Source organism: Pseudomonas glycinis (assembly GCF_054871425.1).
This window is the reverse complement of record NZ_JBTYHF010000013.1, coordinates 1-22,706: the sequence shown is the minus strand read 5'-3', so window position 1 is coordinate 22,706 and position 22,706 is coordinate 1. Positions and strand designations below refer to the sequence as shown.

Sequence of the window (22,706 nt, the reverse complement as noted above, 5' to 3'; positions counted from 1 at the left end):
AGGGTCAATCAGTCAAGCACGATCCGGTCTGGATGTGGCTGGCACCTTCCACCGTGAGATTCGAGAAAAAGATGCAGCCAATGAGCCGCGCGAACAGCGTCAATGTCTCTGCAAGATCGGGGTTGTCAAACAGAACAGCCCTTGAGTCCAGAGCACATAAGGCACCCCAGAGTCTCCCGTCCGGCAGGAAAACAGGCGCGCCTGCGTAGCTTTCAATTGAATACTGCTTCACCACAGGACGTGACGAAAGTCTTCCATCCTGGCTGATTTGTGGAAGGAAGAGGGCTTGCGGATTTCGTCGAAACTCACTGCAAAGGGTAGTCTCCAGATCCAGCGTATCGCCGACATTTATTCCCAGTTCAATCGGATCGTACGCCGAACAAACGATCCACTCTGTTTCAGTGAATTTTGCGATGCCGGCAAAGCGTGTACCGGTCAGACGGGTGACAAGTTGCAGGATATTGGTGGTCGCTTCGATCTCGGCGATCGCCGAGCGCTCCTCTTGGCTTAAAGACGCTTTTAGAACGGTGTCACTCATTTGCATGGAATCAAATCTCCTGATTGCTTGTACATCCCTGAGCACTGCTCTGGTGACTTCTGTGAGGCGTGATCGTGGTTGAAGGGGGGGGCGTGCTGATTACCCTTTGATTATTGATTTCGGCGCCATCCTTTAGCGTAGACATCCCGTCCAGTCCTGGGTTGCCTGCTCATAATCTCAATCGATGAAACATCTGTCACCCGTGCAGCTAAGGTGATGGTGAGCGTCTGAATCTTTTGAGTTTATCGTCTCAATTTCCAGTCGGGTTGCTGCGATTTGCCAGTAACCTCGGCGTCTACTTCAAGCAAACTCCGTAGCTCCCTGATTTCTGAGGCTTTTTGATTTTCCTCGGTCAGCGATATTTAGTTCTCAAATCGCGCACTCCAAACTTGCTTCACCGGGACGTGATGTATATATTCCCCGCTCGGCTTTTCAAGCGGCCATCCTGTCAGGATCGCAACCGCAAGGCTGAGCAAAGCAACACCGCGCTACCGCCCGAATGGCGAAACTGGTAGACGCATGGGACTTAAAATCCCCCGCTCGTAAGGGCGTGCCGGTTCGATTCCGGCTTCGGGCACCATGAATATCAAGGGCTTGCATGACATACCTCATGCAAGCCCTTAGTTCTTTTTTCCGCAATCAAAAAATCTTTTCCGCAATTCGTGACCGTTAGTCACCTCGTAGGGGTGACCTTCATGCCCTTCCGCATACGGATGTACTGTTCTGTCATCCCTACGGTGGTGTGCCCAAGTTGGTCTCGAGCTTCTCTGATGTTCCCTGTTGACTCCTCTTTATCCGTGGCCGCTTTTGCTCGTAGGTCGCGCATCTGAAATTCTGCTTTTGGAATCCCGGCTGCTTCCCTGGCGTCATCGAACCTTTTTCTGAGCATGCTGGTCGTCATCGGCTGCCCAGAGTCGATTACTACCAGGCGTGTTGATCTGATTTTCTGTCCGGTCTTTCGCGCCATGATTCGATCTATTACGACTTTGAGCTCACCAATGATTTCGATCCTTCGTTTAGCCCCAGTTTTGCCTTGCTGGACGGAGAGCTTTCCGTCCTTTATGTCGCGCTCATCCATCTTCAATGTGTCAGCGACCCTCTGACCTGTTAGATAGAACAGGTCCAAAGCATCTCTTAATGGTTGATCGGCATGCTGGTAGGCTCGGGCAAGGACGTCGTCTTCAACATATATGTCGCGACCGGTTTCTTTATTACCCTTCACGCCTGAGCACGGATTTGCCAAGGATGTGTAGCCGTTCTCGCGAGCGAAGTTCCAAATGGAGCTGAGTAACGCTTTTTCCCGATTTGCACGAATAGGAGCTGCCTTACCGCGATGACGAAGGTACTGGCTGACATGTTTCGGTTCGATTGCTTCTAGAGGGGCCGGTGGGTCGTTGAAGAACAGGAGAAGATTTTTCAGTTCGCGCGCGTTGTCCTTCTGGGTGGCATGGGCTTTCGTGGGTACCACCTCATTCATATAAAGCCCGGCCACGTATGCAAAGGTAAGTACGGTTTGTGTCAGAGCTTGAGAAACGCGGCTTTTTCCGAGCTTTGCGTACTCCAAGATGGCTAGGCCGTAATCTGTACCCAGCGGGATTTCCTTGCGTGGTTTCCCGCCAGTGTCATAAAGGTAGTAGGTGGTGTTGCCGCGTTTTCTCTCGCGTAGGCGAGGAATGCTTCCCGGCTTTGTTGGTCTTCGTCCCATTTATCCCACCAAGCGTGGCTGCCACGTCGGAACTTCTGGTGCGTTTGTAGTTACCCCTGTTAGCGCCGAGGCAATCACGCAGGGCCAGCCATTGCGCTTGATGGTGTGACGAATGCCATTACGCTTCAGTACAGTAATCTGACCGGCTTTAGTTTTGGCTCCAGTCAACTCGCAGACCTGCTCATGGCTAAGAAATTGAATGTTCATGCTGCCTCCTTGCTAGGAAATACAGAGCGCTTCGAATGCGCTTGCTGTGCGACTTTGCTGCCCTCGATTCCTGGTTGCAGCTGCGCAGCCATTGCAAGTGCCTGTTCGCGCATCGATCGGGCATCACGCTCGAGCTTCGTGCCGGTACGAAAGGCGCTGAAGGTTTCGGCGGCGATCCGCAGCAACTCGCCGATGGCGACCAGCGTCTGGTGCTCGGCCGGGCAGAAGAGGGGGGCTGCTTCAAGTCGTTTGCAGGTTTGTGCCAAGCGAGTGTGATCGGCCCGGATGAACTGCAGGGAGGCTCGAAGCTCGCGGATGGTTTTGGCGCTTGCGGCGCGCTGGATGTCTTCACCCTCGCGCAGGCCGGTCTCCAGGCCATCGCTGCGGCCTATGATGTAACCGCCCCTGAGCAGCAGGGCGGCCAGAGCTATCAGGATGAGCAGTGCACCGATTTGTATTGGGGTCATCATGTGGTGTGCTCCTAGGGTTGTCGTTGGCTGGTGGTGACAGCCGTCAGTGGTGTGGGGGCCGTTTGGCGTTGGCCGTCCTGCTGTCGCTGCATATCTTCATCAGCCTTGTAGGCGCGGATGTCGATCAGCGAGGCAACATGGCGGATGTGCGCGTACTTCAACGCCTTGCGGCTTGTGTCCAGCGTGGTTATGGGAAGCTGGATCCGGCCGCTGTTGATCTCCGTCACGAACGACTGCTCGTTGAGATTGCGAAAGTACTGCTCGCGGACTTTTTCTAGCGGGATCAGGACGTCACCGAAGATTCGATAGAGCAGTTCGACGGTGGCCGATTCGGGCGCCGGATGCAGGCGAAGCGGATTCTGTGCAGCGTTACTCATGGCCTTGTCTAGCCTCCTTGCGTTGTTGTCGTGCCGGGTGATTCCAGGCATTCAGGCAGTGGCGTCTGGTCAGCTCGCGCAGATGTTCGGGCACTTCGAGGAGCGCGGCGTTGCGCTCCCCGTGTATGCGTAGCGGGCATCAATGCGCGTGTTCACGCGCACGCGTGTTTTTAAATATTCTCTCTATAACGAGAAAGGAGAGTTAAAAGTAGGACGGTGGGGCAAAGCCCCAATCTGCGGGGCTTTCGGACGTCCCACCTAGTTTTAGAGAGGTGGGACGCGTGGGACGCCAGAAAAGCAAAAGACAGCCGGGATAGATATTCACCGACATTCGCCAGCCGTTCACCGGGCGTAAGCCACACATTCACCGGGTGGCATTAAAACGGTCTTGCTGCCACCAGAATCGACCTGTAAAAAGGGGCCATCTTCGATGGGTGCGACCGCAAAGCGCGGCAGACCACCCACCACCTGACCCGGCCAATGCGCCGGGTCTTTTTGTTTAAGGGGTAGGGCAATGACGAACGAGCAACAGGCACTGGCAGAGATGCCGATCTGGATGGTGATTGCCCTGTCATTGGTTGGCGGTGTATCCGGTGAGATGTGGCGCGCTGACAAGGATGGGGCGCGAGGCTGCGCGTTATTGCGCCGGCTAGCACTTCGGTCCGGTGCCTGCATCGTTTGCGGGGTGTCGGCGATGATGTTGTTGTTCGGCGCGGGCCTGTCGATCTGGACGGCGGGCGCCCTGGGTTGCCTAACAGCGATGGCCGGCGCGGACGTCGCCATCGGGTTGTACGAACGCTGGGTCGCCAAGCGGCTCGACCTGAGCGAGGCCGAGCCGAAGGCATGAGCCGGGCAGGCCGGGTAGGGCGCAGATTTCACGGGTCCTCCCCGAGGGCCGCCCCCTACACGGGTTATCGAACTCGCGAGATCTCTCTAGCTGAAACCTTTGCAGGGATGTCCGTCTTTCCAAAGGGATGGGGGCAGGGCATGGCAGTCGAGCGACCGGACCGGGCGGAAAACCGCCGGGGACCCTGGGGACTTCCAAAGGACACGGGGTCGGAAACCCGCGGGATCTTGTTAGTGGGAGGCCCACCAGCTTACTGAAATTTCAATCCACTGAAATCTTGAAAGCATTCATTGAAAAGCCGCTGAAAAGGAGGGCTTATGACCGCAGCCACGTACCTATCCAAGAGCGCCTTCGCCGCACACATCGGCCGCTCACCGAGTTACATCACCTGGCTGAAGGAAAACGGTCGACTGGTCCTGTCCCCAATGGCAAGCAGGTCGACGTTCTGGCCACCGAAGCATTGATCCGCGATACCGCTGACCCGAGCAAGGCTGCCGTCGCTGCTCGCCACCAACAGGAGCGGCTTCAGCGTAATGTGTACAGCCACGTCGCTACACAATCCGAACCGACCAACATGGCTGCGCCGCCGCCCGTTGATCCCGCGCAAGGGCAGTCCCCGGACTTTCAGAAAGCGCGTGCACATCGCGAGCACTACTTGGCGCGGATGGCTGAGATGGAGTTTCGCAAGGCGCAGGGGGAGCTGGTGGAAATCAGCTTTGTGCAGAAAGCCGCTTTTGAAACGGCGCGATCGCTTAATCATTCGCTAATGAGCCTGTCGCCGCAATTGGCGCCACAACTCGCCGCGCTGTCGGATCCGTGGGTGGTGGAGAGGCAGCTAACGGCTGCGCTGCGCCAACGACTTAACGAAGCGGCACAAGTGTCAAGCGATGACTTTGGATTTGCGTTTAGCGAGTGCTAAGGATATCCGCTGATAGGCATTTTTCTGCTCGCATCGGAATTGATTGGCGCCTGCTTCCAGTCAGTATTAGCCGTCGGCGTAAAGTGTTATCACGCGCCTACCGATGCAGCAGGCAAGTGTAATTTTGAATCTACCACCGCATGCGTAGTCACCCATTTTAAGACCTGGATATGCAGGTTCTTGTCAGAGGGTTATCGCTCTACTGCGACGCACTTGATCTCCACGAGAAGGCCAGGTCGAGCTAATTCACTGACACCAATGCAGGTCCATGCACAAGTGCTTCTCGGAAATACTTTATCCTTTACGCGTCTGAAAATTGGCATGTGACGGTGCATGTCGACGTGGTAAGTTGTCATTTCTACGACATCTTCAAATTTACAGCCACCTGCCTCCAAGACGATCCGGAGATTGTCCCATGCAGCTAAAAACTGCTGCTCAGGTTCTTCAATGACGGATAATTCCGGCGTCCTGCCTACCTGACCCGCGCAGTAGAGAGTTTTTCCTACCTTTACTGCTGGTGCATAACCCGCGCGCTCGTAGATCAATCTCATGCCATCTGGAACAATGATCTGACGGTCAGTCATGATTGCGGAGCCCCAAGTTAGAACGGTTACGAAAGCTAACTCAGGGGCCAGAGCCGCGTCCACTCAGTTCACTTCTCATCTATTAATCAACCCCACAGGTGCTTTTAGCCGCTGCTGAGTCTTTTTGAACTCATTACCTAATGTGGCTACCTCGATCGATGCAAAAGGCGCGAGCCGGTAGCGTTACTGATCAGAAGCATTTCGATGGTTGGTTCGCTGCTAGGCTGGCTCGTCAGTTCGTGTCGTCATCACCTTGAAATATATCTGCGTAAAGTCGCGCGACTGTAGGGGTAAGGTTATGACCGGCAGGAATGAGAAAGTCGGCGTGTGGTGCGAGCCGTTTTACGTAGATGACTTCGTAAACCCTGCGCACGATTCCAGGTGCTGTTTCTTCCCGGTCCAGGCCAGGCATTATCCCTACCGCTTTGTAACCGGCTTGCTCCAGTGCTTGTTGCATATACGGCGTGCGGGTTGTTGCCATGCCATAGATCAGCCCCGCGCCCATGAACGTGCCGATTTTTTCTCCCAGGTCCTGGGCCGCAACGGCCAGTCTGGCTTGTCTGTGCGGTTTGGCTACCGCGCCGACCCGCCCGAAAATAACGTCAGCACCGTCAATTTTTTCCCACGTGGCGATAGCGACAATCTCATCGTTCTGGCGGACGACGGTAGCGAATATGCCTCGATCCGGATCGTCTTCGAGCACCACGTTGTCTGCGTAGAACTGCTGGTCCAGAAACGGGCTTGCCAACCCCACCGAAATGGAGGGAAACCATGTCCGGAAAAAATCTGTCGCGACATTGATCTCCTCACGTTTCAGGTAATCCCAACTGTAGCCATAGGGTAAATCGGTGAAGCTGCGAATTTGCTCGATCGTTGGCCATTTCATGCGGTTCTGCTCGTTTGTCTGATTGCTTCGATAAGTGGCGCCGGGGTCAGGCCCGAGGGTCAGGGTTATTGGCGGGTGCCGGGGCATGCCTGGCGGCGATCTGCCTGTGGCGCTCGACCACTTCGCCAATGACCAACTGCATCAGCCTCTGCACGATGGCCGTATCCAGCTCGGCCTCCTGAGCAAGTGCTGCCAGACGCTGGTATTGCTGCTGCTCTCTGGCCTCGTCTACCGCAGGCAACTGATATCGGGCCTTGAGCAATCCGACCTCATCGGTACAGCGAAACCGTTCCGCGAGCAGGTGGATGAGAGCGGCGTCGATATTGTCGATGGTTTTCCTGAATGTTGAGAGTTGACGCGCGATGTCGGAGTTTTCCATGAATGACCTCGTGACAGGTGTTCGAAAGAGCTTCTCAATGATTCGTCTGCTGAGCAAAAACCGACCAGTCCTTGTCGCCATCTCCCCTGGCTACCGCCGACGTCATTTTCAATCGCACGGCATCCGCCGCTGGCAACTCCAGCCCCTTGAGACGACCCGCATCGATCGCCAGATTCATATCCTTGAGGCCAAGCGACAGTTTGAATCCCGGTTCAAAATTGCTGCTGACGATGTTCTGCCCATAACGTTGATAACTGGGGCAGGCGAACAGGGTCTGGGTCATGAGCTTGATGAAAATCGAAGGGCTCAGTCCGTGGCGTTGAACGAGTCCGCTGGCTTCGCCCAGCGACTGGATGGCTTGGGTGATCATCATGTTGCCGGCGATTTTCGCGATACAGGCCTGTTCAGGTTGGTCGCCCAGATACCAGGTTTTTTTCCCGAGCAGGTCGAACAGCGGTTGGACGGTCGAGACAGCGGCCTGCGATCCGGCCGCCAGGATATTCAACTCGCCCTTGGCCGCCACGGCGGGCACGCCGAAGACCGGCGCCGCGATCAATGGCATGCCGACGGCTTCATGTTCGCGCTGCAACTCCAACATCAGCGAAGGCGACAAGGTCGACATCACGACATGCACGCAAGCTTTGTCTGCAGTTTCCAGAACAGCGCTGGAGAGCAGCACTTGCCTGACGGCGGCATCATCGGCCAGAAGAGTGATGACTACCTCTTGCTGGAACGCCGAGGCCGGCGTTTCGATAACGCTGATGCCTTCGAGATCCTTGATCGCCGCCTGACTGCGGTTCCATGCCGAGACGTGATGGCCAGCGCGGACGAGCAGTGGAATGATGGCTCTGCCCATGCATCCCACTCCGATAAAACCAATCTTCATTTGCAGTCTCCGGTTGGTATTCGACGACGGTGAATGCAGACAAGTATGTCGGGCACGGGATTGCTACGGCACTGCCATTGCTGCACTCTCACTGTTCATTTTTGTACGGGGGCGGAGCATGGACTGGAGTGATGTGCGGGTCTTTCTCGCGATTGCCCGCAGCGGGTCATTAGGGGCTGCCGCCAAGCTGTTGGGGGTCAGCCATCCGACCGTGGGGCGGCGCTTGCAGGTGCTGGAACAGTTCAGTGGCCAACCCGTTTTCCTGCGTACCAACCAAGGTCTCGTGTTGACCGACAGCGGCGAGAAGCTCCTCAGCCTCGCGCAGGAAATGGAGCAAAGTGCGTTGGCCATCGAAAGGCGCCTCGCGGGGGACAGCGCACAGCCCGAAGGTGTGCTGCGCATTTCCTGCGCTGACTGGTTCGCCTGTTATGTGCTGGCCCCGGTGCTGAGTGAACTGGGCCGGCGTTATCCATTGATCGTGCCCGAGGTCATTGCCGGGCATCGATTGTTTGATCTGGCTCGCCGCGACGCCGACATCGCGTTTCGAATCGTTCCGTTCACCGAACCCGATATCGTGCACCGCAAGCTGATCTCCCTGACTTACGGGTTATACGCAGCCGTTGGATCTGCTGACCCTGAGCCACAGGGCGCCGGGCTGGGTCTGATCACCATGAGTGTTGCCCAGTCTCATTATCCCGATGTGCAGTGGCTGCAGCAGCGTTACCCTCTGGCGCGTACCGTGTTTACCAGTAGCAGTCGCACAGTCCAGGCGCAAATGTGTGCGCAGGGGCAGGGCGTCGCGGTATTGCCCCGCGCTTTGGGCGACCAGTTGACGGCGCTGCGTCTGATCGATTCAGATGAACCGCCACCAGGCCGCGACATTTGGATGGGCTACCACCAGGACATGCGCCAGATGGACAGTCTGCGCGCGCTTGCCGACCTGGCCTCCGTCATGATTGGCACTCAGGCAGGCGGTTGATTCACTCTGCCGGCTGCATGGCCGCCGTTTGCAGCTCTGCAGCAGATTGGCGCGCCAGACTCAGACTCAGTCCTGCGCCTACCACCAGACACGCAGCGATGCACAGTATGGCGACGGTGAAGGCGTGGGTGATGGCCGCCGCGTCCGTGTCCTTGCCCAGAAGCGTGTAAAAAATGCCACCGATGATCGCTACGCTCAGTGCCGTGCTGATTTGCAGTGTGGAACTGGTGATGCCCGCAATCATGCCGGAATACGCCGGTGCCACGCGTCCAGTGATCATGCGCATCAATGTCGGAAGGGCCAGTCCTTGTCCGAAACCGATCAGAAAGAGAATCACGGCAAGGGACAGCGCAGAGGGCGTGACGGCGGTTGGCGTGTGCGCCACGAGCCAGGCCAATAGCACGAACCCCAGCACTTCGAGTGCCATTCCGAAGGGATTCACATAAGACCCCAGCAAACGCCGGAATAGATGGGTGGCGAGCGGCCCCAGCAAGAAACCAGCGCCGAATGGCAGAAAGACCAGACCTGCACTGAGCGGGCTCGTATGCAGCGCTCCCTGTAAATAGATGGAAAACAGCAGGAAGAACACGCCGATCGCGTAAAAAGTCAGCGCCACCAGCAATGCCCGGCCCAGCCCGGGCGCACGCAGTGCAGCAGGGTTCAGCAACGGCGCGCCTTGCGCTTGATACAAGCGGGCTTCGTAGCGCCAGAACAGCCAGGCCAGCAGTGGCACCGCCGCCAGCGACAGCCAGGCCCACCACGGCCAGCCCGCTTCACGTCCCTCGATCAGTGGAACGATCAGCGCCGCAAGCGTCACCATCGACAACAGCGTTCCACCCAGATCCAGCTTGCTGGTCTGGGGTGCGCGGGTTTCCTTGACCACGGGGATGGCGATCAGAATGACCAGCAACGCAATCGGTAGATTCACCAGAAATATCGACCGCCAGCCCAGGTTCATCAGGTTGAGCGAGATCAGAATCCCGCCAAGTGCCTGGCCGACTACCGACGCCAAACCAAACACCGCACCGTACAGGCTCAACGCCAAGGGTTTTTCCGACTCAGGGAATATCGCCTGCACTGAAGCGAGTGCCTGCGGCGCCATGACAGCGGCCGTCACGCCTTGCAGCGAGCGTCCGGCGATCAACACCCAGGGTGACTCGGCGACACCGCAGATCAGTGAGGCGACGGCAAAGCCAATCAGGCCAACGAAGAACATTCTCATGCGGCCAAAGATGTCGCCAAGCCTTCCGCCGGTGATCAGTGTCACGGCATACAGCGCCGCGTAAGAAGAGATGATCAACTGTTCGGCAGAGGAGGCCGTGCCCAGCGATTGCTGAATCGAAGGCAGCGCTACGTTCACGATGAAGAAATCCAGCGGCGGCAAGAATGCACCGACCAACAGGATGGCGAACATCAGCCAGCGCCGCTGTTCCGGAAGGGCTACTATTTTCTCAGGCATAAGGTCTCCTTTCTGAAACCCTTCGGCTCCAGAATATTTTCGATTGCGAGTCATGCTTTGAATAAGCTGACTTCAATCTAAACGATCAAACCCTGGCTGACGCCTCACATAAATGAACGGCCAATGTTCATTTATGGCAGTGCCGCTGCGCCCCTGCCTCCTCGCAAAATGGCCGCACTGTGGTTCCAGTCGAGCCACACAACCGAAATCGAGGAGTCAGTTATGTCAGGTAAATTCGCTGATCAGGTCGCAGTCGTCACCGGCGCGTCCACCGGGATCGGATTTGCGATTGCACAGGGTTTGATTGCCGAGGGCGCCAGGCGCGTTTACATCACCGGGCGTTCTGCAGCCACGCTGGAGGCTGCGGTGGCCAAGCTTGGCGACAGGGCGGTCGCGGTCATTTCCGATGTCGCGCGCCAGGTTGATCTGGACGAGCTCAAGGCGACGATTGAGGCGCACGGCGATCAACTGGACTCAGTGTTTGCCAATGCGGGTATTTGTGAAAAGAACCCGCTGGGCGAGACCACCGAGGCCGCCTATTTCAACATGTTCGACATCAACGTAAAGGGAGTCTTTTTTACTGTACAGACGTTGATGCCATTGTTGAAAAATGGCGCTTCGATCGTGCTGACGGCCTCTATCTGTTCCAGCAATGGCATGGAAGGACTGAGCCTCTACAACGCCTCCAAAGCCGCGGTACGTTCCTTTGCCAGGACGTGGGCCAACGAACTCAAAGGTCGCAAGATCAGAGCGAATGTCCTGAGCCCTGGCTTCACCCGCACACCGCTGATGGATAACGGCTTGAAGATGAGCGAAACCGACGTCGCCGCGCTGCGTCAGCACGTCGAGCAGATCACGCCATTGGGGTACATGGCCGAGCCTGAGGAAATCGCCTCGTCGGCGCTGTTTCTTGCGTCTGCCGATGCGAAATATGTCAACGGTGTGGAGTTGATGGTCGACGGCGGCCTGTCGCAGGTCTGACCACGTGCTCAACCGTAGCGCAGCCCTCGCGCAGGGCTGCCTTCCTCGCTTATGCGCAGCCCCTGCAGGAAACCTCATCATGAACAATGAACAACTGACAGCCCGACTGGACGCCCTGGAAAGTCGCGCCGCCATCGAGTCGCTGATCAGCGCCTACGCCAATGCTTTCGACCGCATCGACGCCTCGCTTCTTAGCTCAATCTGGCACGAAGAGTCGACACTGGATCTACCGGGTTTTGGCCAGGCTGGAAACCGTGACGAAATCCTGGCGATGGCGCAAAACAGCTGGCGCCAGATGCCCCATATGCACCACTGGATGGCCAACCCGCTGATTGAAATCGAGGGTGACAGCGCAGTGGGCACGGTAGCTGCGGATTGCCTGTTTCATGACATTGAAAAAGGCCCGGTGCAAGTCAGCGGTCTTTACCACGACAGGTTTGAACGTCGGGACGGGAAGTGGGCGTTCCTGTCACGTCGTTTTGAAATGCATTTCCTGACGCCGTTAAAAGATTGGGTACCCGCAGCGGGCGAAGAACAGTTTGCACCGTTCGAGCAGCTCAAGGGAACGACAGCGAAAAACGAATAGTCCCGGCCCTTGGCTGTTCGACACCCACGTGGCCGCCATGCAGTTGCATGATGGCCACGACAATGGCGAGGCCAAGCCCGTAGGAGTCGGAATTCTGGTGCCGAGACGCATCGCCACGGTAAAAGCGGTCGAAGAGTTTGCCCAGGGTTTCGTCGCCCAGCACCGGCCCTTGGTTCTCCACTTCAATCCGGGCACCTCCGTGGGTTTCCAATACCCGTATCAGAATCTCGGTGCCCTCGTAAGCGTAGCGAACAGCGTTCGCCACCAGGTTGCTCAACGCTCTGCGCAGCAGCAAGGGGTCAGCGAGCACGATACCATCGCCCGTTATTTGGAAGCTCATTCGCCGCTCTTCAGCCAAGCCCTCAAAATACTCAGCGATGCGCTGTGATTCGTCATGCAGCGACAGTTGCTGGCGCTCCACTACGGCTTGCGCTTCATCGGCGCGCGCCAGAAACAGAATGCTTTCGACGATGCGCGAGATCCGTTCGAGTTCTTCAAGGTTCGAAGCGATCAGCGCTTGATATTCGTCCTCGCTACGGCGTTGGCGAAGGGCAACCTGACAATGTCCCATCAACGACCCGACCGGCGTGCGGATTTCATGGGCAAGGTCGGCGGAAAATTGCGTCAGTCGCTGATAACCCTGGGCAAGACGATCAAGCATCGCGTTATAGGCGTCACTCAGCTGTTGCAATTCAACCGGCGTATCGGCGCTGTCCATGCGGCTGTGCAGACGCTCAGGCGTTATGGCTGCGGCATGGGCGGCCATTTTGCGCAGCGGACGCAGCCCGCGACGCAATAACAGATAACCCAGCAACGCGGTTGCCAGAAAGGCCAGGGCCACGGCCAGGTAGATGCGCTCGCGATACGCTGCAAGCATCGCCATTTCCTTGCCCATAAGGTGGGCGGCCGTCAATCGGACTACACGGCCACCCGACGTCGTGACTACGGAGGCGGCGCGCAGCCTTGTTCCCGAGTCGGTCACGCCGCTGCGCAGATCACTGACGCTCAGCTTTGTGTCCTGGCCGATCACCGGCAGTTCAGGCAACGTGACGTTGAGTGGATTGACCTGGATGACCGGTGGCTGCCCCGGCTCTTCAATGATGAAGATGTCGTCTTCGCTGTCGAGCATGTTCTTGAAAATCTGCGGGCTGTCGCGCAGCTTTTCGATGGCGAGTTCGTAATGCAGGAGCTTGCGAAAATGCTCCAGACGGCCCATCACCGCGTGATCGCTGTAGACCAATACCGAGGCCTTCATCGTCTGATACAGATAGAAGCCCGCGCCGGCCACGGCCAGCATCGCGACCATGGCAAACGCCACGGTCGATCGCAGCGTCAGCGAGGGTTGGCGTCGGGACCGCATGGCCTCACCTCGCAGACATAGCCGATACCGCGAATGGTATGGATCAGCTTGATCGGGTAGGGCTGGTCGACCTTGTTGCGCAGGCGCTTGACAGCGACGTCCACCACGTTGGTATCGCTGTCGAAATTCATGTCCCAGACTTCCGAAGCGATTTGTGTCCTGGACAACACATCGCCGGCTCGACGCAGAAACAGATGGAGCAGGGCGAACTCCTTGTTGGTCAGCACGATCACCTGTTGTTGGCGGGTCACGCGGCGCCGGACCAGATCCAGTTCGAGATCGGCAAGGTGGAAATGGTCGGCTTCGCGCACGACACCGCGGCGCAGAATAGTGCGGATGCGCAACAGCAGTTCGGTAAACGAAAAAGGTTTGATCAGGTAATCATCGGCGCCCAGTTCCAGACCGCGAATGCGGTCTTGCAACTGGTCGCGCGCGGTAAGGAACAGCACGGGTACGTCTTGTCTGGCGCGCAACAGCTCGATGATCTGAAACCCGTCAATCCCGGGCAACATCACGTCCAGCACGATCAGGTCATAGGTCGTATGCAAGGCCATGTGCAGGCCGTCAGCGCCATGCTGGGTCCAGTCGACGTTGTAACCGGACTCACCGAGCCCCTTTTTCAGGTACTCACCTGTTTTGGTGTCATCTTCGATCAGCAGGATATGCATCGTCAGGCGCGCTCGGGTTTCTTCATGACGGGGTTAAGTCCGCGACATCGGTATCTCGGCTGTGCAGTGTAACGGGATGAGCGGGCGCAGTCGGTTACATTTCTGTCATACATGGTCAGGGTTGGCGAATGACAAAAATGTCATTCGACGGTCATCGTGACGTCCCGGTCTGCGGTCGAGGATGGCGACACATCAACCCATGAGGAATCGTCGCCATGCAACTCAAAAACGCCCTGTCTACCACGTTCGGTTTGGTGATGCTCAGCGCTGCCGTCATTGCCACCGCCGCCGACATGCCGGTCATCAAACCACTGCGCGGTACGGTGGAAAGCGTCAGCAACAACACGCTGACCTTCACTGTCCGCTCTGGCGCCCAGCAGACGATCGGACTGACTGACAAGACCGGTATCAGCCGGGTATCGAAGGCCAATATCGACTCGATCAAATCCGACAGCTTCATCGGCTCGGCGGCCATCCCGCAGGCCAACGGAACCTTGAAGGCGCTTGAGGTCACGGTATTCGACGCCAGGCTCAAGGGCAGCGGCGAAGGTCATTACGGTTGGCAGAACGCAGACGGCAGCACTGGCACCATGACCAACGGCACCGTGGGCAAACTGTCCAAAACCGACGGCCGCACGTTGACCGTCAACTACCAGGGCGGCGAGAAGCAGATCGTCGTACCGGATGATGTGCCCATCGCCTATGTCGAGCCCGGCAAGGCCGATGAACTGGTCAAAGGCACCAAAATTGTCGTGTTCCCCGCTGCAGATGGCACCGCACGCGGCATTGCAGTCGGCAAGGATGGCTTCCAGCCACCGATGTAATCATCTGAGAAAGCTTGAGCGTTGCCGTCTGGCAACGCTCCGCTACACGGAAGGCTTGCAAGGGGAACCACGTGAGACAGAAGAAACTGCATCCCTGGCCGGTTCGCCTCACCCATTGGCTCAATGCGGCCTGCATGGTCTGCATGTTCATGAGCGGTTGGGCTATCTACAACGCCTCGCCACTGTTCAGTTTCAGGTTTCCGGTGTCATTGACCGTGGGCGGTTGGCTGGGCGGGGCACTTGCCTGGCATTTTGCGTTCATGTGGCTGCTGCTGATCAACGGCGCAATCTATGTGCTGTACGGGTTGGCCAGTCGTCATTTCAAACGTGAGCTGCTGCCCATCGGCATTGCCGCATTGAAGCATGATCTGACCGATGCCTTGCGCTTTCGGCTGGTGCATGAAAAGGGTGTCTATAACGCAGTACAGCGCCTGATGTACTGGATCGTGCTGGCGGCAGGTGTACTGATCGTGATCTCGGGTGTAGCGATCTGGAAACCGGTTCAACTTCAAGAGCTGGTCGCGTTACTGGGCGGCTATGACGTTGCTCGTTACGTACATTTTGCGGCCATGGCGATGATTGCAGCGTTTGTAGTGATTCACCTGGTCTTGGTGATTCTGGTACCAAAAACCCTGGTGCCAATGATCACGGGTGGAGTGCGGACGCCTAATAACGAGAAAAATGGGTCATGACTGAATTTAAAATAACAACGCGTCAGCGCGTCAGGATTGAACCTGCGCAACAGCTTGAACTGGAAAACATTCAGCGCCGGCATTTTCTTCGGGCCGGCCTGACGGTGGGCGCGGTGTCGATGCTGACCGGTTGCAACCTGCAGGACGGCGATCAGGTCGACAAAGTGCTTTGGGCCATGTCGCGTTGGAACGACCGGGTCCAGGCGTGGCTGTTCAGTGGACGGAAACTGGCGCCGACCTTCGCCCGCGCGCAGATCACCAAGCCGTTTCCGTTCAACGCTTTCTATGGTCAGGACGATATCCCTGAAGTAGACCTGACCAGTTACTCGCTCGCCGTCTCCGGCCGGATCAGGGACAAGGCGCCGTGGACACTCGAAAGCTTGCGCAAGCTGCCGCAACGCAGCGATATCACTCGGCTGATCTGTGTTGAGGGCTGGAGCGCGATCGGGCAATGGGGAGGTGTACCGCTGAAAACCTTCCTGGAACACATCGGCGCCGACACCACAGCGAAATTTGTCGGTTTCAAATGTGCCGATCGTTACTACTCCAGTCTGGACATGCCGACTGCGTTGCACCCGCAGACGCTGTTGGCACTGGATTACGCTGACGTGGCGCTGCCGCCCGAGTACGGCTATCCGCTGAGGGTTCGGGTCCCCACCAAACTGGGCTTCAAAAACCCCAAGCATGTTGTCGAGATTTTCGTCAGCAACGACAACCCGGGCGGGTATTGGGAAGACCAGGGCTACAACTGGTTCAGCGGGATCTGATGAAGCAAAGAACGGAACTGTCACGCCAGGAACACTGGCGAGATTCATGACACCAAGCGTGATATGAGGCATGCCGATGACCGGTATTTCTGCAGTACCGCCAGCACCATCCGTCTTGCCGACATCAGAACCCAGGATGCGGGCAACGAGTGATGGAGCAGATTTCCAATCTCTCTTGCAGGCTCAGTCCAGGCCACCTTTACAACAGTCAGATAAAGCTCGCACTCGGATGCTCTTTGATAATCTTGCCGCATGTACCTTCAATGGCGAAAAAAGGGCTATCTGCTCTGATGTTATCGGCACAGGGGGACTGAATGCGTTCGCCATTGCAGTGGCTCTTTCGCCGCTAACCGTCACCTGGGTACCGACCGAGATTGTTCGAGCGCCACTGCGTTCGCCTGGGATACGGACTTTTCGCCGTCGCAATCCCTCTTCAGCCGAGAGCTCCTTCCTCAACCGGTCAAGCTCGGAGGATAGGGATTATGATTAGACGTGTCTCGAGAGCTTGCTCGCCGTAGGCCAGTATTATTAAGGGAGAAGCAGCTACCGCCAATTCTCATCTGTAGCGTTGAATGGTCTTTCGTTCGCCTGAAGTAGAAGGCCCGATGGCTTCTCTATCGTGGCGAAGGTGGTGATATGAGGCAGGGTCGACTTACAGCCTATTTCCCCCCCGCTGTCATCCCCCGTTGATTCTGAGCATCAGAGAGTTATAGCCCGCCTTCAGAGCTACTTTTGGCCGAAGGTAGTCGTTCGTGAACGGCCGCTTTCGGCCAGAAGCAGCCCTGATGGGCGTCCATTTTCGGCTATAAGCGGCAGATCAACCTGAGATTACCTTCGATGAAAAACCGCTAGACGCGAACTCGTGGATGTTTCCGAAAACGTCCAGGCTATAGCTGCCAACAGTATTGGCATAAACGCATGAGGAAGGCTAAGAGAAGGCTGTTAACTAAAATTGCCGCCTCTAACTGATGCGCGGAGATAGCCCTTCAAAGATGTTGAATTCAATCGGACAAATGAGGCGGGGCGAAGACCCAGGCCCAGTACGGATACCGGGCCTTTAGCGTCCGCCGCAACCCACAGCGGGCATCAGTTGTGGTGGGCGTACACTAGCCTTTACGCAGGGTCAGCAGAGGGATGCTGAAGTGCTGTCTTCGGACTCATAGGCCTTCGCCATCAAGCCTTGGCAGCAGGCTTCAATCTAAAGCTGACACCCATACGATTGAAAGCGTTCATCGCAGCAATCGCTACTGTCAGGTCAACCAGATCCTTTTCCGCAAACATCGCCAAGGCGGCTGCGTACGCTTCGTCCGATACGTGGGTCTCGCTTACCCGCGTGACCTCTTCTGCCCAGGCTAATGCCGAGCGCTCCTGATCCGAGAATAGGTGCTGCGCTTCATGCCATACCGGTACTAATACCAGCTTGTCCACCGACATGCCTTCTTTGATCAGATCCCGTGAATGCAGATCAATACAGTGTGCGCAGCCGTTGATCTGCGACACTCTGAGAAACACCAAATGGATCAGTTGGGCTGGCAGGTTGGTTGCAGTGGTCGCAAAGTGATGCAAACCTCCAAGCGCCTTGGCTGCACTAGGTGAAATTTGAAACCAATCGAGGCGACTCATGATTAATTCCTCTCTGTAGGGCGATATTAAGCGTGGGACTTGCGGCTCATGGCTGCCGAGCCGGGCGAACGGCTCTCCCGAAATCAAAAAGCAAGGCTCAGCTTCAGGCATCGCTGCCGACCTTTGTACTTCGACCGTCTGGGGGCACCGGCTTCAGGCAACTGTTTCATGAGTCCTAGCTTCGATTTCCTCATGAAAGAACGTGTGCACATCGTCGTACCCTATTTTCTGCGCCGTTTTTAGCGCGTCCGTCCCTTTTGCTGTCCCTTCAACGGTGAAGTAATGCACCTGATTGAGACCGATGGTTTTCAGCACTGCGGATAGGTAGGGACGAAGAAAGTCGGGTTGCCGGGCCCTCTCACCGCTAATGTAGCCGCCGGTGGCTACGGCAACGTAGACGGGGCGATCCAATAACGTTCCAACCTTACCTTTTGATGTGCTCAGGAAAGTTTTTCCGACGCGTACAACGTGGTCAATCCAGGCCTTGAGCGGAGAGGGCACGCTGTAGTTGTGCATGGGAGTAGCGATTACCAGTACATCGCAGGCATTCAACAGGATGATCATTTGGTCGGAGCGACTCAATGTACCTTTCTGATCCTCGGTAGCTATTTCGCTCGGATGGGCCAAGGCATGGGCATAAGTCGCATCGACTGGCGATAACGTGTTCAGGTCTATATCCGTCAGTTCAATCCCGCGTATACCAGCGCGTACTGTCAGAGCGTGCAGAATCCGCTCAGACAGTTTCAAGCTTTCAGATGCATTACCGTTGGGACTGGCAATCAGGCGAAGGATTCGCAAAGGAGCGAGTGGCTTCTGAGACGGGTTCATGATATTGCCTCCTGTACGGGTGATGCGGTCATGGGGTATCGAACTGTTTTTGAAAACGCAGCGCGCCGGTATAAAGGCCTTCGCGGAAGTAGAAGCGTTGGGCGCGCGCGTTGGCCAAACCCGTGTCAAGCACAAGGCGAGCACAACCGCTGGCACGAGCCAGTCGTTCCAGAGCTCGCAATAATCGGGAGCCCCACTGGCCGCCGCGCTGGGCTTCATCGGTGATGAGGTCATCGACATACAAGAATGGGCCATAAATCAGATTCTCCTGAAGGCGGTAACCTGTAAGCGCCACGAGAGCCGATGACTCGAAGGCTCCAACCAGGCGATAGCCGCCGGCTCGCATTCGTTCGATACGACTCATAAAATCGGCCTCGCTTGTTAGGTGGGGGCGCAATTGCTGCATTACCGGGAAAGCGATTTTCAAGTCATGGCGGCTGTCTAGAGGACGCAGGGCAGTGTCGGCCAAGTCGAGCACGCTGGGCACGTAGTCTTGAAGATTGAACGTCATGGGAGAGGCCTTAGTGGGTTGTGATGGTCAAATCTTGAACTAACATTGCCTCAATTTATTGAACCAAGAAGTGAGATATGAACTAGGCCATGATGACTTCCTGTTCGCACCCTTTCGCCTCCTTGGATGGGCAACCCGGCTCGCCTCTGTACCGTCAGTTATATGACCGAGTACTCGCCGCCATCGCCGCTGGCACGCTTTCCCCTGGTGACCGATTGCCTTCGGTGCGAGCTCTCGCCAAGGATCTCGGCGTTGCTCGTGGCACCATCGAGCTGGCCTATTCGCTGCTCACGAGCGAGGGCTACCTCTTGGCCCTGGGGCAGAAGGGCACCGTGGTCAATCCCGAATTGCAGAAGCCGCTACTGTCTGCCCCCGCTTTATCCGTCAGCAGCGAGGTGATTGAAAACTCCCCAGACGCACTATGGCGTCCACCGCAACTTTTGCCGTTTCAGATGGGAGTGCCTGCAATGGATGAGTTCCCACGCAAGATCTGGGCGCGCTTGGGTGCCCGTTATCTGCGAGGCATGCGTTCAGGCGATCTGGACTATCCGCCGCCGCACGGCCTGCCTGCCTTACGCAGCGCCATAGCCTCATATCTGCAGGTGTCTCGAGGTATCGATTGCGGCGCCCATCAGGTATTTATCACCAGCGGCTGGCGCAGTAGCCTGTCGCTGATCGCACATACTTTACTGCGCGCAGGGGAGCGAGCCTGGGTCGAAGATCCTGGCTACCCAACCACGCGCCAAGTGCTTCGTCAATTCGGTATTGAGCTTGAGGCAGTGCCAGTTGATGCCGAAGGTATGGATGTGGAGCAGGCCATTGCCAGGCATCAGGCTGCACAGGTCGTCATGGTGACGCCGGGGCATCAAAGCCCATTGTGTATGGCGCTGTCTTTGCCTCGGAGACAGTTGTTACTCGATTGGGTGGCCCGGAGCGATGCCTGGGTTGTCGAGGATGATTACGACGGCGAGTATCGCTATGTCAGTCGCCCCTTGCCGGCGTTGGCGAGCTTGGATCGCAACGGGCGCGTGCTGTACGCCGGAACTTTCAGCAAGGTGCTTTTCCCCGGTATCCGCCTTGCCTACCTAGTGGTGCCTCAGGGGCAAGTGGCAGCGTTTGAGCGTGTAAGTCGGGCGTTATTCTCCGCAGGCTCGCCAGCGATTACTCAAGCGCTGGTCGCAGAGTTCATTGTCGAGGGGCATTTCACTCGGCACATTCAGCGCATGCGAAGGCTCTACAGCGAACGACGCGCTTTGACTATTGAAGCGTTGGAGCGGAGTTTACCCAATGGACTGCTGGTGGAGCGCTCGCCAGGAGGGATGCACCTGGTACTCCGTTTGCCGGAGGGAGTAGTCGACACTGCCCTGACTGAGCAACTGCTGGCCAAAGGCATCGCCGTGCAACCCTTGTCGCGATGGAGTGTTTCGTCGCGGCGTCAATCTGGGCTGCTGCTGAGCTTCACCAACTGCGCCTGCGCTGCTCAGGGCGAGCAGCTTGGCGCGTTTATAAACCGTGCGCTCAGTTGAGGTTGGCTTTGGTCAGGCCGAACACCTCATCCGACGAACCAGGGACTGCCTGAAAGGCCACATTGAGGCGATTCCAACCGTTGATGGCGACAATCAGGAACGACAAATCCGACAGATCCTGTTCGGAAAACTGCTCACGCACATCCGCGTAGAGGCTTTCAGGTACACCATGGGATGGCAGTTGGGTCAGGGCTTCTGTCCAGGCGAGCGCCGCGCGCTCTATTGGCGAGAACAGTTGCGATTCACGCCAGACCGCAATGTGATGGAGGCGCAATTCGCGCTCGCCATGGATCTTGGCTTCCTTCACGTGCATATCCACGCAGAACGCGCAGCCATTCAATTGAGACGCCCGCAGCATTATGAGGTGGGCCAGGTCAGCCAGTAGCGGCTTCTTACTCAGTTGCATCGTCAGCTCCACCAGCTTATTGGAAGCCTGAGGCGACTGTTTGAAGTAATCAAGACGGTTGTTCATGGCGGTCACTCGCAGCGGGTTTAGGGTTGTTGGAGCCCACAGTAGCCACGCGTGGTCTAGTCAGACAGGGCCAAGAAAAGACCTTTCAACTAAGCCATACAGTTCTGATTCGCGATTTGCCGTTCGCCGATGTTGCCAAGCCGGTTGTCCGTGAACCCGGCGGAAGGCGACCCAAAGCCGGTGTATAAACTGGCACAGTAAGCGGCAACTGAGTTGCGATGCGCGATAGTTCTGGGGTGGATAACAGGTGCAGCGCCTTTGTGAAGACTGATTCCTCTCGCCGGTCGACAACGCCGAAACAGATCGCAAGAGAGTGGGGCGGTGGGCGGTCAATCCGCAGTTCGCAGAGCAACTCGGGCGTGTTTACGAAGAGTGGAGTGGCATTTTCCTCTCAAAGAAATTCGATGCGACCGGATTTTCAGTCCTATAACGCACTTGAGAACACAGCCATTGGTGCGTGTCAAAAAAACCTTTTTGTCGTCATTTCGACAAAAACGAATAATGGTCAAATTGACTCGGTATAGCTTCAGCACCCTGATTTTTATGACGTTTGAGGTTGGCATGAAATGTGTCAGTGATGGGTAAATGGTTTAATACCCAAGGAGCTGAAACATGAAAAGTGAGTTCGACAATCGTGTCGCTGTGGTAACCGGAGCAAGTTCAGGCATCGGACTGGCAGTCGTTCAACGATTACTAAGCTATGAAGCGACGGTAGTGGCGATGTCCCGTGGCCGGGGCGGCCTGGCTGCACTCAAAGACGTTCATGGTGATCGCCTCCATATTGTCAGTGGCGATGTTACGGTAAGTTCGGATCTTGAGAAGCTTGCACACTGCGTCTCCAGAATCGGGCCTGTAGATTTTCTAGTACCGAATGCAGGAGTCGCTGTATTTGAAGACAGCTTGGCGAGTGAGGGATTCGAGCGAAATTGGGCCATCAACGGAGCAGGTGCGCTTAACACGCTTTCAGCTTTGCGAGCCCAATTGGCGAGACCCGCTTCGGTTGTATTTGTGGGGACTTTTCTTTCCGCTTTGGCCTTCCCAGGCTTGGCTGGCTACATTGCGTCGAAAACAGCACTGACAGCGCATGCTCGAACCTTAGCCGTCGAACAGGCTGAGGCCGGAGTTAGAGTGAACGTCGTATCGCCAGGGCCAACAGCTACGCCGATCTGGCGATCACTAGGGTTGGATAATGCGACGTTGTCCTCAGTCGCGGAAACGGTCAACCAGCGCTTACTAGAGGGTAAGTTCCTTGAGCCGGAAGCGGTGGCAGATGTGATTCTGTTCCTTCTATCAGAGCGAGCACGTGGCATTTACGGCCAAGATGTTGTGGTAGATGGGGGGTATACCTTGCGGTAGGCGTTAGAAACGCATTGAGGTCGAGGAGACACCTATCCGGTGCGGATCGTGCTCTCGGCCTCTATTTTCTGCGCTAACTTTACCTCTAATTGACGTGATCAACTCGGGCCCTTGATTAAGTACATTCTCCACATAGTTGCCCACCTTTTATCAATGAAATTCTCAGCTGGCCAGTGCCGTCACGCCCAGCTTGCCTTGAAGGAAAGACGAACATGGCAAGCCTGCAGCGGTGACCACTTTGCCATATGCATGGCTCATCTAGGTCCGCTTTTGGCT

Annotated in this window: 25 protein-coding genes, 1 tRNA gene and 1 pseudogene; 11 read left to right on the top strand and 16 right to left on the bottom strand. The window is 56.6% G+C overall.

The window, feature by feature from the left end; translation table 11 throughout:
• Positions 1-4 precede the first annotated feature (4 nt).
• Positions 5-538 carry a GAF domain-containing protein gene (locus tag ACYSTU_RS25495; RefSeq protein ID WP_163012213.1) on the bottom strand — a complete coding sequence of 178 codons (534 nt, stop codon included), beginning with the start codon at positions 536-538 and terminating at the stop codon, positions 5-7.
• Between the two features lie 493 nt (positions 539-1,031).
• On the opposite strand from ACYSTU_RS25495, the gene ACYSTU_RS25490 reads away from it, so the two are divergent.
• Positions 1,032-1,118: transfer RNA gene (locus ACYSTU_RS25490), tRNA-Leu, on the top strand.
• 93 nt (positions 1,119-1,211) lie between these two features.
• Here ACYSTU_RS25490 and ACYSTU_RS25485 read toward each other — a convergent pair.
• Genes ACYSTU_RS25485 through ACYSTU_RS25470 form a run of 4 tightly spaced genes read right to left on the bottom strand, consistent with a single transcriptional unit; the run spans position 1,212 to position 3,297 of the window.
• Positions 1,212-2,243, bottom strand: coding sequence for a site-specific integrase (locus tag ACYSTU_RS25485; protein ID WP_499002349.1), 1,032 nt, complete (start codon positions 2,241-2,243; stop codon positions 1,212-1,214).
• Complete coding sequence (locus ACYSTU_RS25480; protein ID WP_093101817.1) at positions 2,244-2,450, bottom strand: DUF4224 domain-containing protein; 207 nt, start codon at positions 2,448-2,450, stop codon at positions 2,244-2,246.
• Positions 2,447-2,920 (bottom strand): hypothetical protein, encoded by a 474-nt coding sequence (locus tag ACYSTU_RS25475; RefSeq protein ID WP_499002345.1) that lies wholly within the window; start codon positions 2,918-2,920, stop codon positions 2,447-2,449. The genes ACYSTU_RS25480 and ACYSTU_RS25475 overlap by 4 nt, the downstream gene beginning before the upstream one ends.
• 11 nt (positions 2,921-2,931) lie before the next feature.
• Entirely contained in the window at positions 2,932-3,297 is a 366-nt protein-coding gene (locus tag ACYSTU_RS25470; protein ID WP_093101815.1) for a pyocin activator PrtN family protein, read from the bottom strand.
• Between the two features lie 514 nt (positions 3,298-3,811).
• Between ACYSTU_RS25470 and ACYSTU_RS25465 the strand changes: the two genes are divergently transcribed.
• The gene (locus tag ACYSTU_RS25465) at positions 3,812-4,144 is read left to right on the top strand and encodes a phage holin family protein (RefSeq protein ID WP_110599393.1); all 333 of its coding nucleotides are present in this window, start codon (positions 3,812-3,814) and stop codon (positions 4,142-4,144) included.
• A gap of 317 nt (positions 4,145-4,461) precedes the next feature.
• A pseudogene (locus ACYSTU_RS25460) lies at positions 4,462-5,063 on the top strand (terminase small subunit).
• A 191-nt stretch (positions 5,064-5,254) separates the two neighbouring features.
• Here ACYSTU_RS25460 and ACYSTU_RS25455 read toward each other — a convergent pair.
• The 4 genes from ACYSTU_RS25455 to ACYSTU_RS25440 all read right to left on the bottom strand — a co-directional run bounded on the left by ACYSTU_RS25455 (position 5,255) and on the right by ACYSTU_RS25440 (position 7,798).
• Positions 5,255-5,647 carry a RidA family protein gene (locus ACYSTU_RS25455; RefSeq protein WP_009049394.1) on the bottom strand — a complete coding sequence of 131 codons (393 nt, stop codon included), beginning with the start codon at positions 5,645-5,647 and terminating at the stop codon, positions 5,255-5,257.
• Between the two features lie 232 nt (positions 5,648-5,879).
• Positions 5,880-6,533 (bottom strand): hypothetical protein, encoded by a 654-nt coding sequence (locus tag ACYSTU_RS25450; RefSeq protein WP_110599395.1) that lies wholly within the window; start codon positions 6,531-6,533, stop codon positions 5,880-5,882.
• 46 nt (positions 6,534-6,579) lie between these two features.
• On the bottom strand, positions 6,580-6,912 hold the full coding sequence (locus ACYSTU_RS25445; protein WP_042609810.1) for a chorismate mutase: 333 nt from the start codon (positions 6,910-6,912) through the stop codon (positions 6,580-6,582).
• Between the two features lie 34 nt (positions 6,913-6,946).
• A complete protein-coding gene (locus tag ACYSTU_RS25440; RefSeq protein ID WP_042609811.1) occupies positions 6,947-7,798 on the bottom strand; it encodes an NAD(P)-dependent oxidoreductase in 852 nt (283 codons plus the stop codon).
• Positions 7,799-7,916: 118 nt separating this feature from the next.
• Between ACYSTU_RS25440 and ACYSTU_RS25435 the strand changes: the two genes are divergently transcribed.
• Positions 7,917-8,777, top strand: coding sequence for a LysR family transcriptional regulator (locus tag ACYSTU_RS25435; RefSeq protein ID WP_122704478.1), 861 nt, complete (start codon positions 7,917-7,919; stop codon positions 8,775-8,777).
• Position 8,778: 1 nt separating this feature from the next.
• On the opposite strand, the gene ACYSTU_RS25430 is transcribed toward ACYSTU_RS25435, so the two are convergent.
• Complete coding sequence (locus ACYSTU_RS25430; RefSeq protein WP_223631549.1) at positions 8,779-10,290, bottom strand: MFS transporter; 1,512 nt, start codon at positions 10,288-10,290, stop codon at positions 8,779-8,781.
• A 168-nt stretch (positions 10,291-10,458) separates the two neighbouring features.
• On the opposite strand from ACYSTU_RS25430, the gene ACYSTU_RS25425 reads away from it, so the two are divergent.
• A complete protein-coding gene (locus ACYSTU_RS25425; RefSeq protein ID WP_499002335.1) occupies positions 10,459-11,217 on the top strand; it encodes an SDR family oxidoreductase in 759 nt (252 codons plus the stop codon).
• Between the two features lie 79 nt (positions 11,218-11,296).
• Positions 11,297-11,803: a nuclear transport factor 2 family protein gene (locus ACYSTU_RS25420; protein WP_042609814.1), complete on the top strand. Its 507-nt coding sequence runs from the start codon at positions 11,297-11,299 to the stop codon at positions 11,801-11,803.
• Here the strand turns inward: ACYSTU_RS25420 and ACYSTU_RS25415 are convergent.
• Positions 11,775-13,163, bottom strand: a complete 1,389-nt coding sequence (locus tag ACYSTU_RS25415; RefSeq protein WP_262138109.1) for a heavy metal sensor histidine kinase — start codon at positions 13,161-13,163, stop codon at positions 11,775-11,777. The two genes, ACYSTU_RS25420 and ACYSTU_RS25415, sit on opposite strands and share 29 nt — an antisense overlap.
• Complete coding sequence (locus tag ACYSTU_RS25410) at positions 13,136-13,831, bottom strand: heavy metal response regulator transcription factor (RefSeq protein WP_039760267.1); 696 nt, start codon at positions 13,829-13,831, stop codon at positions 13,136-13,138. The genes ACYSTU_RS25415 and ACYSTU_RS25410 overlap by 28 nt, the downstream gene beginning before the upstream one ends.
• Positions 13,832-14,046: 215 nt before the next feature.
• Here ACYSTU_RS25410 and ACYSTU_RS25405 point away from each other — a divergent pair, with 215 nt between their 5' ends.
• From ACYSTU_RS25405 to ACYSTU_RS25395, 3 genes are all read left to right on the top strand, one after another.
• Positions 14,047-14,655: a hypothetical protein gene (locus ACYSTU_RS25405; protein WP_042609816.1), complete on the top strand. Its 609-nt coding sequence runs from the start codon at positions 14,047-14,049 to the stop codon at positions 14,653-14,655.
• 71 nt (positions 14,656-14,726) lie between these two features.
• On the top strand, positions 14,727-15,347 hold the full coding sequence (locus ACYSTU_RS25400) for a cytochrome b/b6 domain-containing protein (RefSeq protein WP_110599401.1): 621 nt from the start codon (positions 14,727-14,729) through the stop codon (positions 15,345-15,347).
• Entirely contained in the window at positions 15,344-16,114 is a 771-nt protein-coding gene (locus tag ACYSTU_RS25395; protein WP_499002324.1) for a molybdopterin-dependent oxidoreductase, read from the top strand. The genes ACYSTU_RS25400 and ACYSTU_RS25395 overlap by 4 nt, the downstream gene beginning before the upstream one ends.
• Before the next feature lie 1,173 nt (positions 16,115-17,287).
• Here the strand turns inward: ACYSTU_RS25395 and ACYSTU_RS25390 are convergent.
• The 3 genes from ACYSTU_RS25390 to ACYSTU_RS25380 form a co-directional block, all read right to left on the bottom strand.
• A complete protein-coding gene (locus tag ACYSTU_RS25390) occupies positions 17,288-17,737 on the bottom strand; it encodes a carboxymuconolactone decarboxylase family protein (RefSeq protein WP_122506013.1) in 450 nt (149 codons plus the stop codon).
• 153 nt (positions 17,738-17,890) lie between these two features.
• Complete coding sequence (locus tag ACYSTU_RS25385) at positions 17,891-18,565, bottom strand: FMN-dependent NADH-azoreductase (protein WP_123442617.1); 675 nt, start codon at positions 18,563-18,565, stop codon at positions 17,891-17,893.
• Positions 18,566-18,593: 28 nt separating this feature from the next.
• Positions 18,594-19,076, bottom strand: a complete 483-nt coding sequence (locus ACYSTU_RS25380; protein ID WP_122506015.1) for a GNAT family N-acetyltransferase — start codon at positions 19,074-19,076, stop codon at positions 18,594-18,596.
• A gap of 89 nt (positions 19,077-19,165) precedes the next feature.
• Here ACYSTU_RS25380 and pdxR point away from each other — a divergent pair, with 89 nt between their 5' ends.
• Positions 19,166-20,602 (top strand): MocR-like pyridoxine biosynthesis transcription factor PdxR, encoded by a 1,437-nt coding sequence (gene pdxR, locus ACYSTU_RS25375; RefSeq protein ID WP_123442616.1) that lies wholly within the window; start codon positions 19,166-19,168, stop codon positions 20,600-20,602.
• Here the strand turns inward: pdxR and ACYSTU_RS25370 are convergent.
• Positions 20,595-21,074: a carboxymuconolactone decarboxylase family protein gene (locus ACYSTU_RS25370; protein ID WP_122506017.1), complete on the bottom strand. Its 480-nt coding sequence runs from the start codon at positions 21,072-21,074 to the stop codon at positions 20,595-20,597. The two genes, pdxR and ACYSTU_RS25370, sit on opposite strands and share 8 nt — an antisense overlap.
• 612 nt (positions 21,075-21,686) lie before the next feature.
• Here ACYSTU_RS25370 and ACYSTU_RS25365 point away from each other — a divergent pair.
• A complete protein-coding gene (locus ACYSTU_RS25365) occupies positions 21,687-22,430 on the top strand; it encodes an SDR family NAD(P)-dependent oxidoreductase (protein WP_123442615.1) in 744 nt (247 codons plus the stop codon).
• The last annotated feature ends 276 nt before the right edge of the window (positions 22,431-22,706 follow it).

Excerpts from the sequence above, each read along its gene's own strand:
- ACYSTU_RS25495 (WP_163012213.1), bottom strand. The coding sequence starts at position 538 with ATGAGTGACACCGTTCTAAAAGCGTCTTTAAGCCAAGAGGAGCGCTCG.
- ACYSTU_RS25485 (WP_499002349.1), bottom strand. The coding sequence starts at position 2,243 with ATGGGACGAAGACCAACAAAGCCGGGAAGCATTCCTCGCCTACGCGAG.
- ACYSTU_RS25480 (WP_093101817.1), bottom strand. The coding sequence starts at position 2,450 with ATGAACATTCAATTTCTTAGCCATGAGCAGGTCTGCGAGTTGACTGGA.
- ACYSTU_RS25475 (WP_499002345.1), bottom strand. The coding sequence starts at position 2,920 with ATGATGACCCCAATACAAATCGGTGCACTGCTCATCCTGATAGCTCTG.
- ACYSTU_RS25470 (WP_093101815.1), bottom strand. The coding sequence starts at position 3,297 with ATGAGTAACGCTGCACAGAATCCGCTTCGCCTGCATCCGGCGCCCGAA.
- ACYSTU_RS25465 (WP_110599393.1), top strand. The coding sequence starts at position 3,812 with ATGACGAACGAGCAACAGGCACTGGCAGAGATGCCGATCTGGATGGTG.
- ACYSTU_RS25455 (WP_009049394.1), bottom strand. The coding sequence starts at position 5,647 with ATGACTGACCGTCAGATCATTGTTCCAGATGGCATGAGATTGATCTAC.
- ACYSTU_RS25450 (WP_110599395.1), bottom strand. The coding sequence starts at position 6,533 with ATGAAATGGCCAACGATCGAGCAAATTCGCAGCTTCACCGATTTACCC.
- ACYSTU_RS25445 (WP_042609810.1), bottom strand. The coding sequence starts at position 6,912 with ATGGAAAACTCCGACATCGCGCGTCAACTCTCAACATTCAGGAAAACC.
- ACYSTU_RS25440 (WP_042609811.1), bottom strand. The coding sequence starts at position 7,798 with ATGAAGATTGGTTTTATCGGAGTGGGATGCATGGGCAGAGCCATCATT.
- ACYSTU_RS25435 (WP_122704478.1), top strand. The coding sequence starts at position 7,917 with ATGGACTGGAGTGATGTGCGGGTCTTTCTCGCGATTGCCCGCAGCGGG.
- ACYSTU_RS25430 (WP_223631549.1), bottom strand. The coding sequence starts at position 10,290 with ATGACTCGCAATCGAAAATATTCTGGAGCCGAAGGGTTTCAGAAAGGA.
- ACYSTU_RS25425 (WP_499002335.1), top strand. The coding sequence starts at position 10,459 with ATGTCAGGTAAATTCGCTGATCAGGTCGCAGTCGTCACCGGCGCGTCC.
- ACYSTU_RS25420 (WP_042609814.1), top strand. The coding sequence starts at position 11,297 with ATGAACAATGAACAACTGACAGCCCGACTGGACGCCCTGGAAAGTCGC.
- ACYSTU_RS25415 (WP_262138109.1), bottom strand. The coding sequence starts at position 13,163 with ATGCGGTCCCGACGCCAACCCTCGCTGACGCTGCGATCGACCGTGGCG.
- ACYSTU_RS25410 (WP_039760267.1), bottom strand. The coding sequence starts at position 13,831 with ATGCATATCCTGCTGATCGAAGATGACACCAAAACAGGTGAGTACCTG.
- ACYSTU_RS25405 (WP_042609816.1), top strand. The coding sequence starts at position 14,047 with ATGCAACTCAAAAACGCCCTGTCTACCACGTTCGGTTTGGTGATGCTC.
- ACYSTU_RS25395 (WP_499002324.1), top strand. The coding sequence starts at position 15,344 with ATGACTGAATTTAAAATAACAACGCGTCAGCGCGTCAGGATTGAACCT.
- ACYSTU_RS25390 (WP_122506013.1), bottom strand. The coding sequence starts at position 17,737 with ATGAGTCGCCTCGATTGGTTTCAAATTTCACCTAGTGCAGCCAAGGCG.
- ACYSTU_RS25385 (WP_123442617.1), bottom strand. The coding sequence starts at position 18,565 with ATGAACCCGTCTCAGAAGCCACTCGCTCCTTTGCGAATCCTTCGCCTG.
- ACYSTU_RS25380 (WP_122506015.1), bottom strand. The coding sequence starts at position 19,076 with ATGACGTTCAATCTTCAAGACTACGTGCCCAGCGTGCTCGACTTGGCC.
- pdxR (WP_123442616.1), top strand. The coding sequence starts at position 19,166 with ATGATGACTTCCTGTTCGCACCCTTTCGCCTCCTTGGATGGGCAACCC.
- ACYSTU_RS25370 (WP_122506017.1), bottom strand. The coding sequence starts at position 21,074 with ATGAACAACCGTCTTGATTACTTCAAACAGTCGCCTCAGGCTTCCAAT.
- ACYSTU_RS25365 (WP_123442615.1), top strand. The coding sequence starts at position 21,687 with ATGAAAAGTGAGTTCGACAATCGTGTCGCTGTGGTAACCGGAGCAAGT.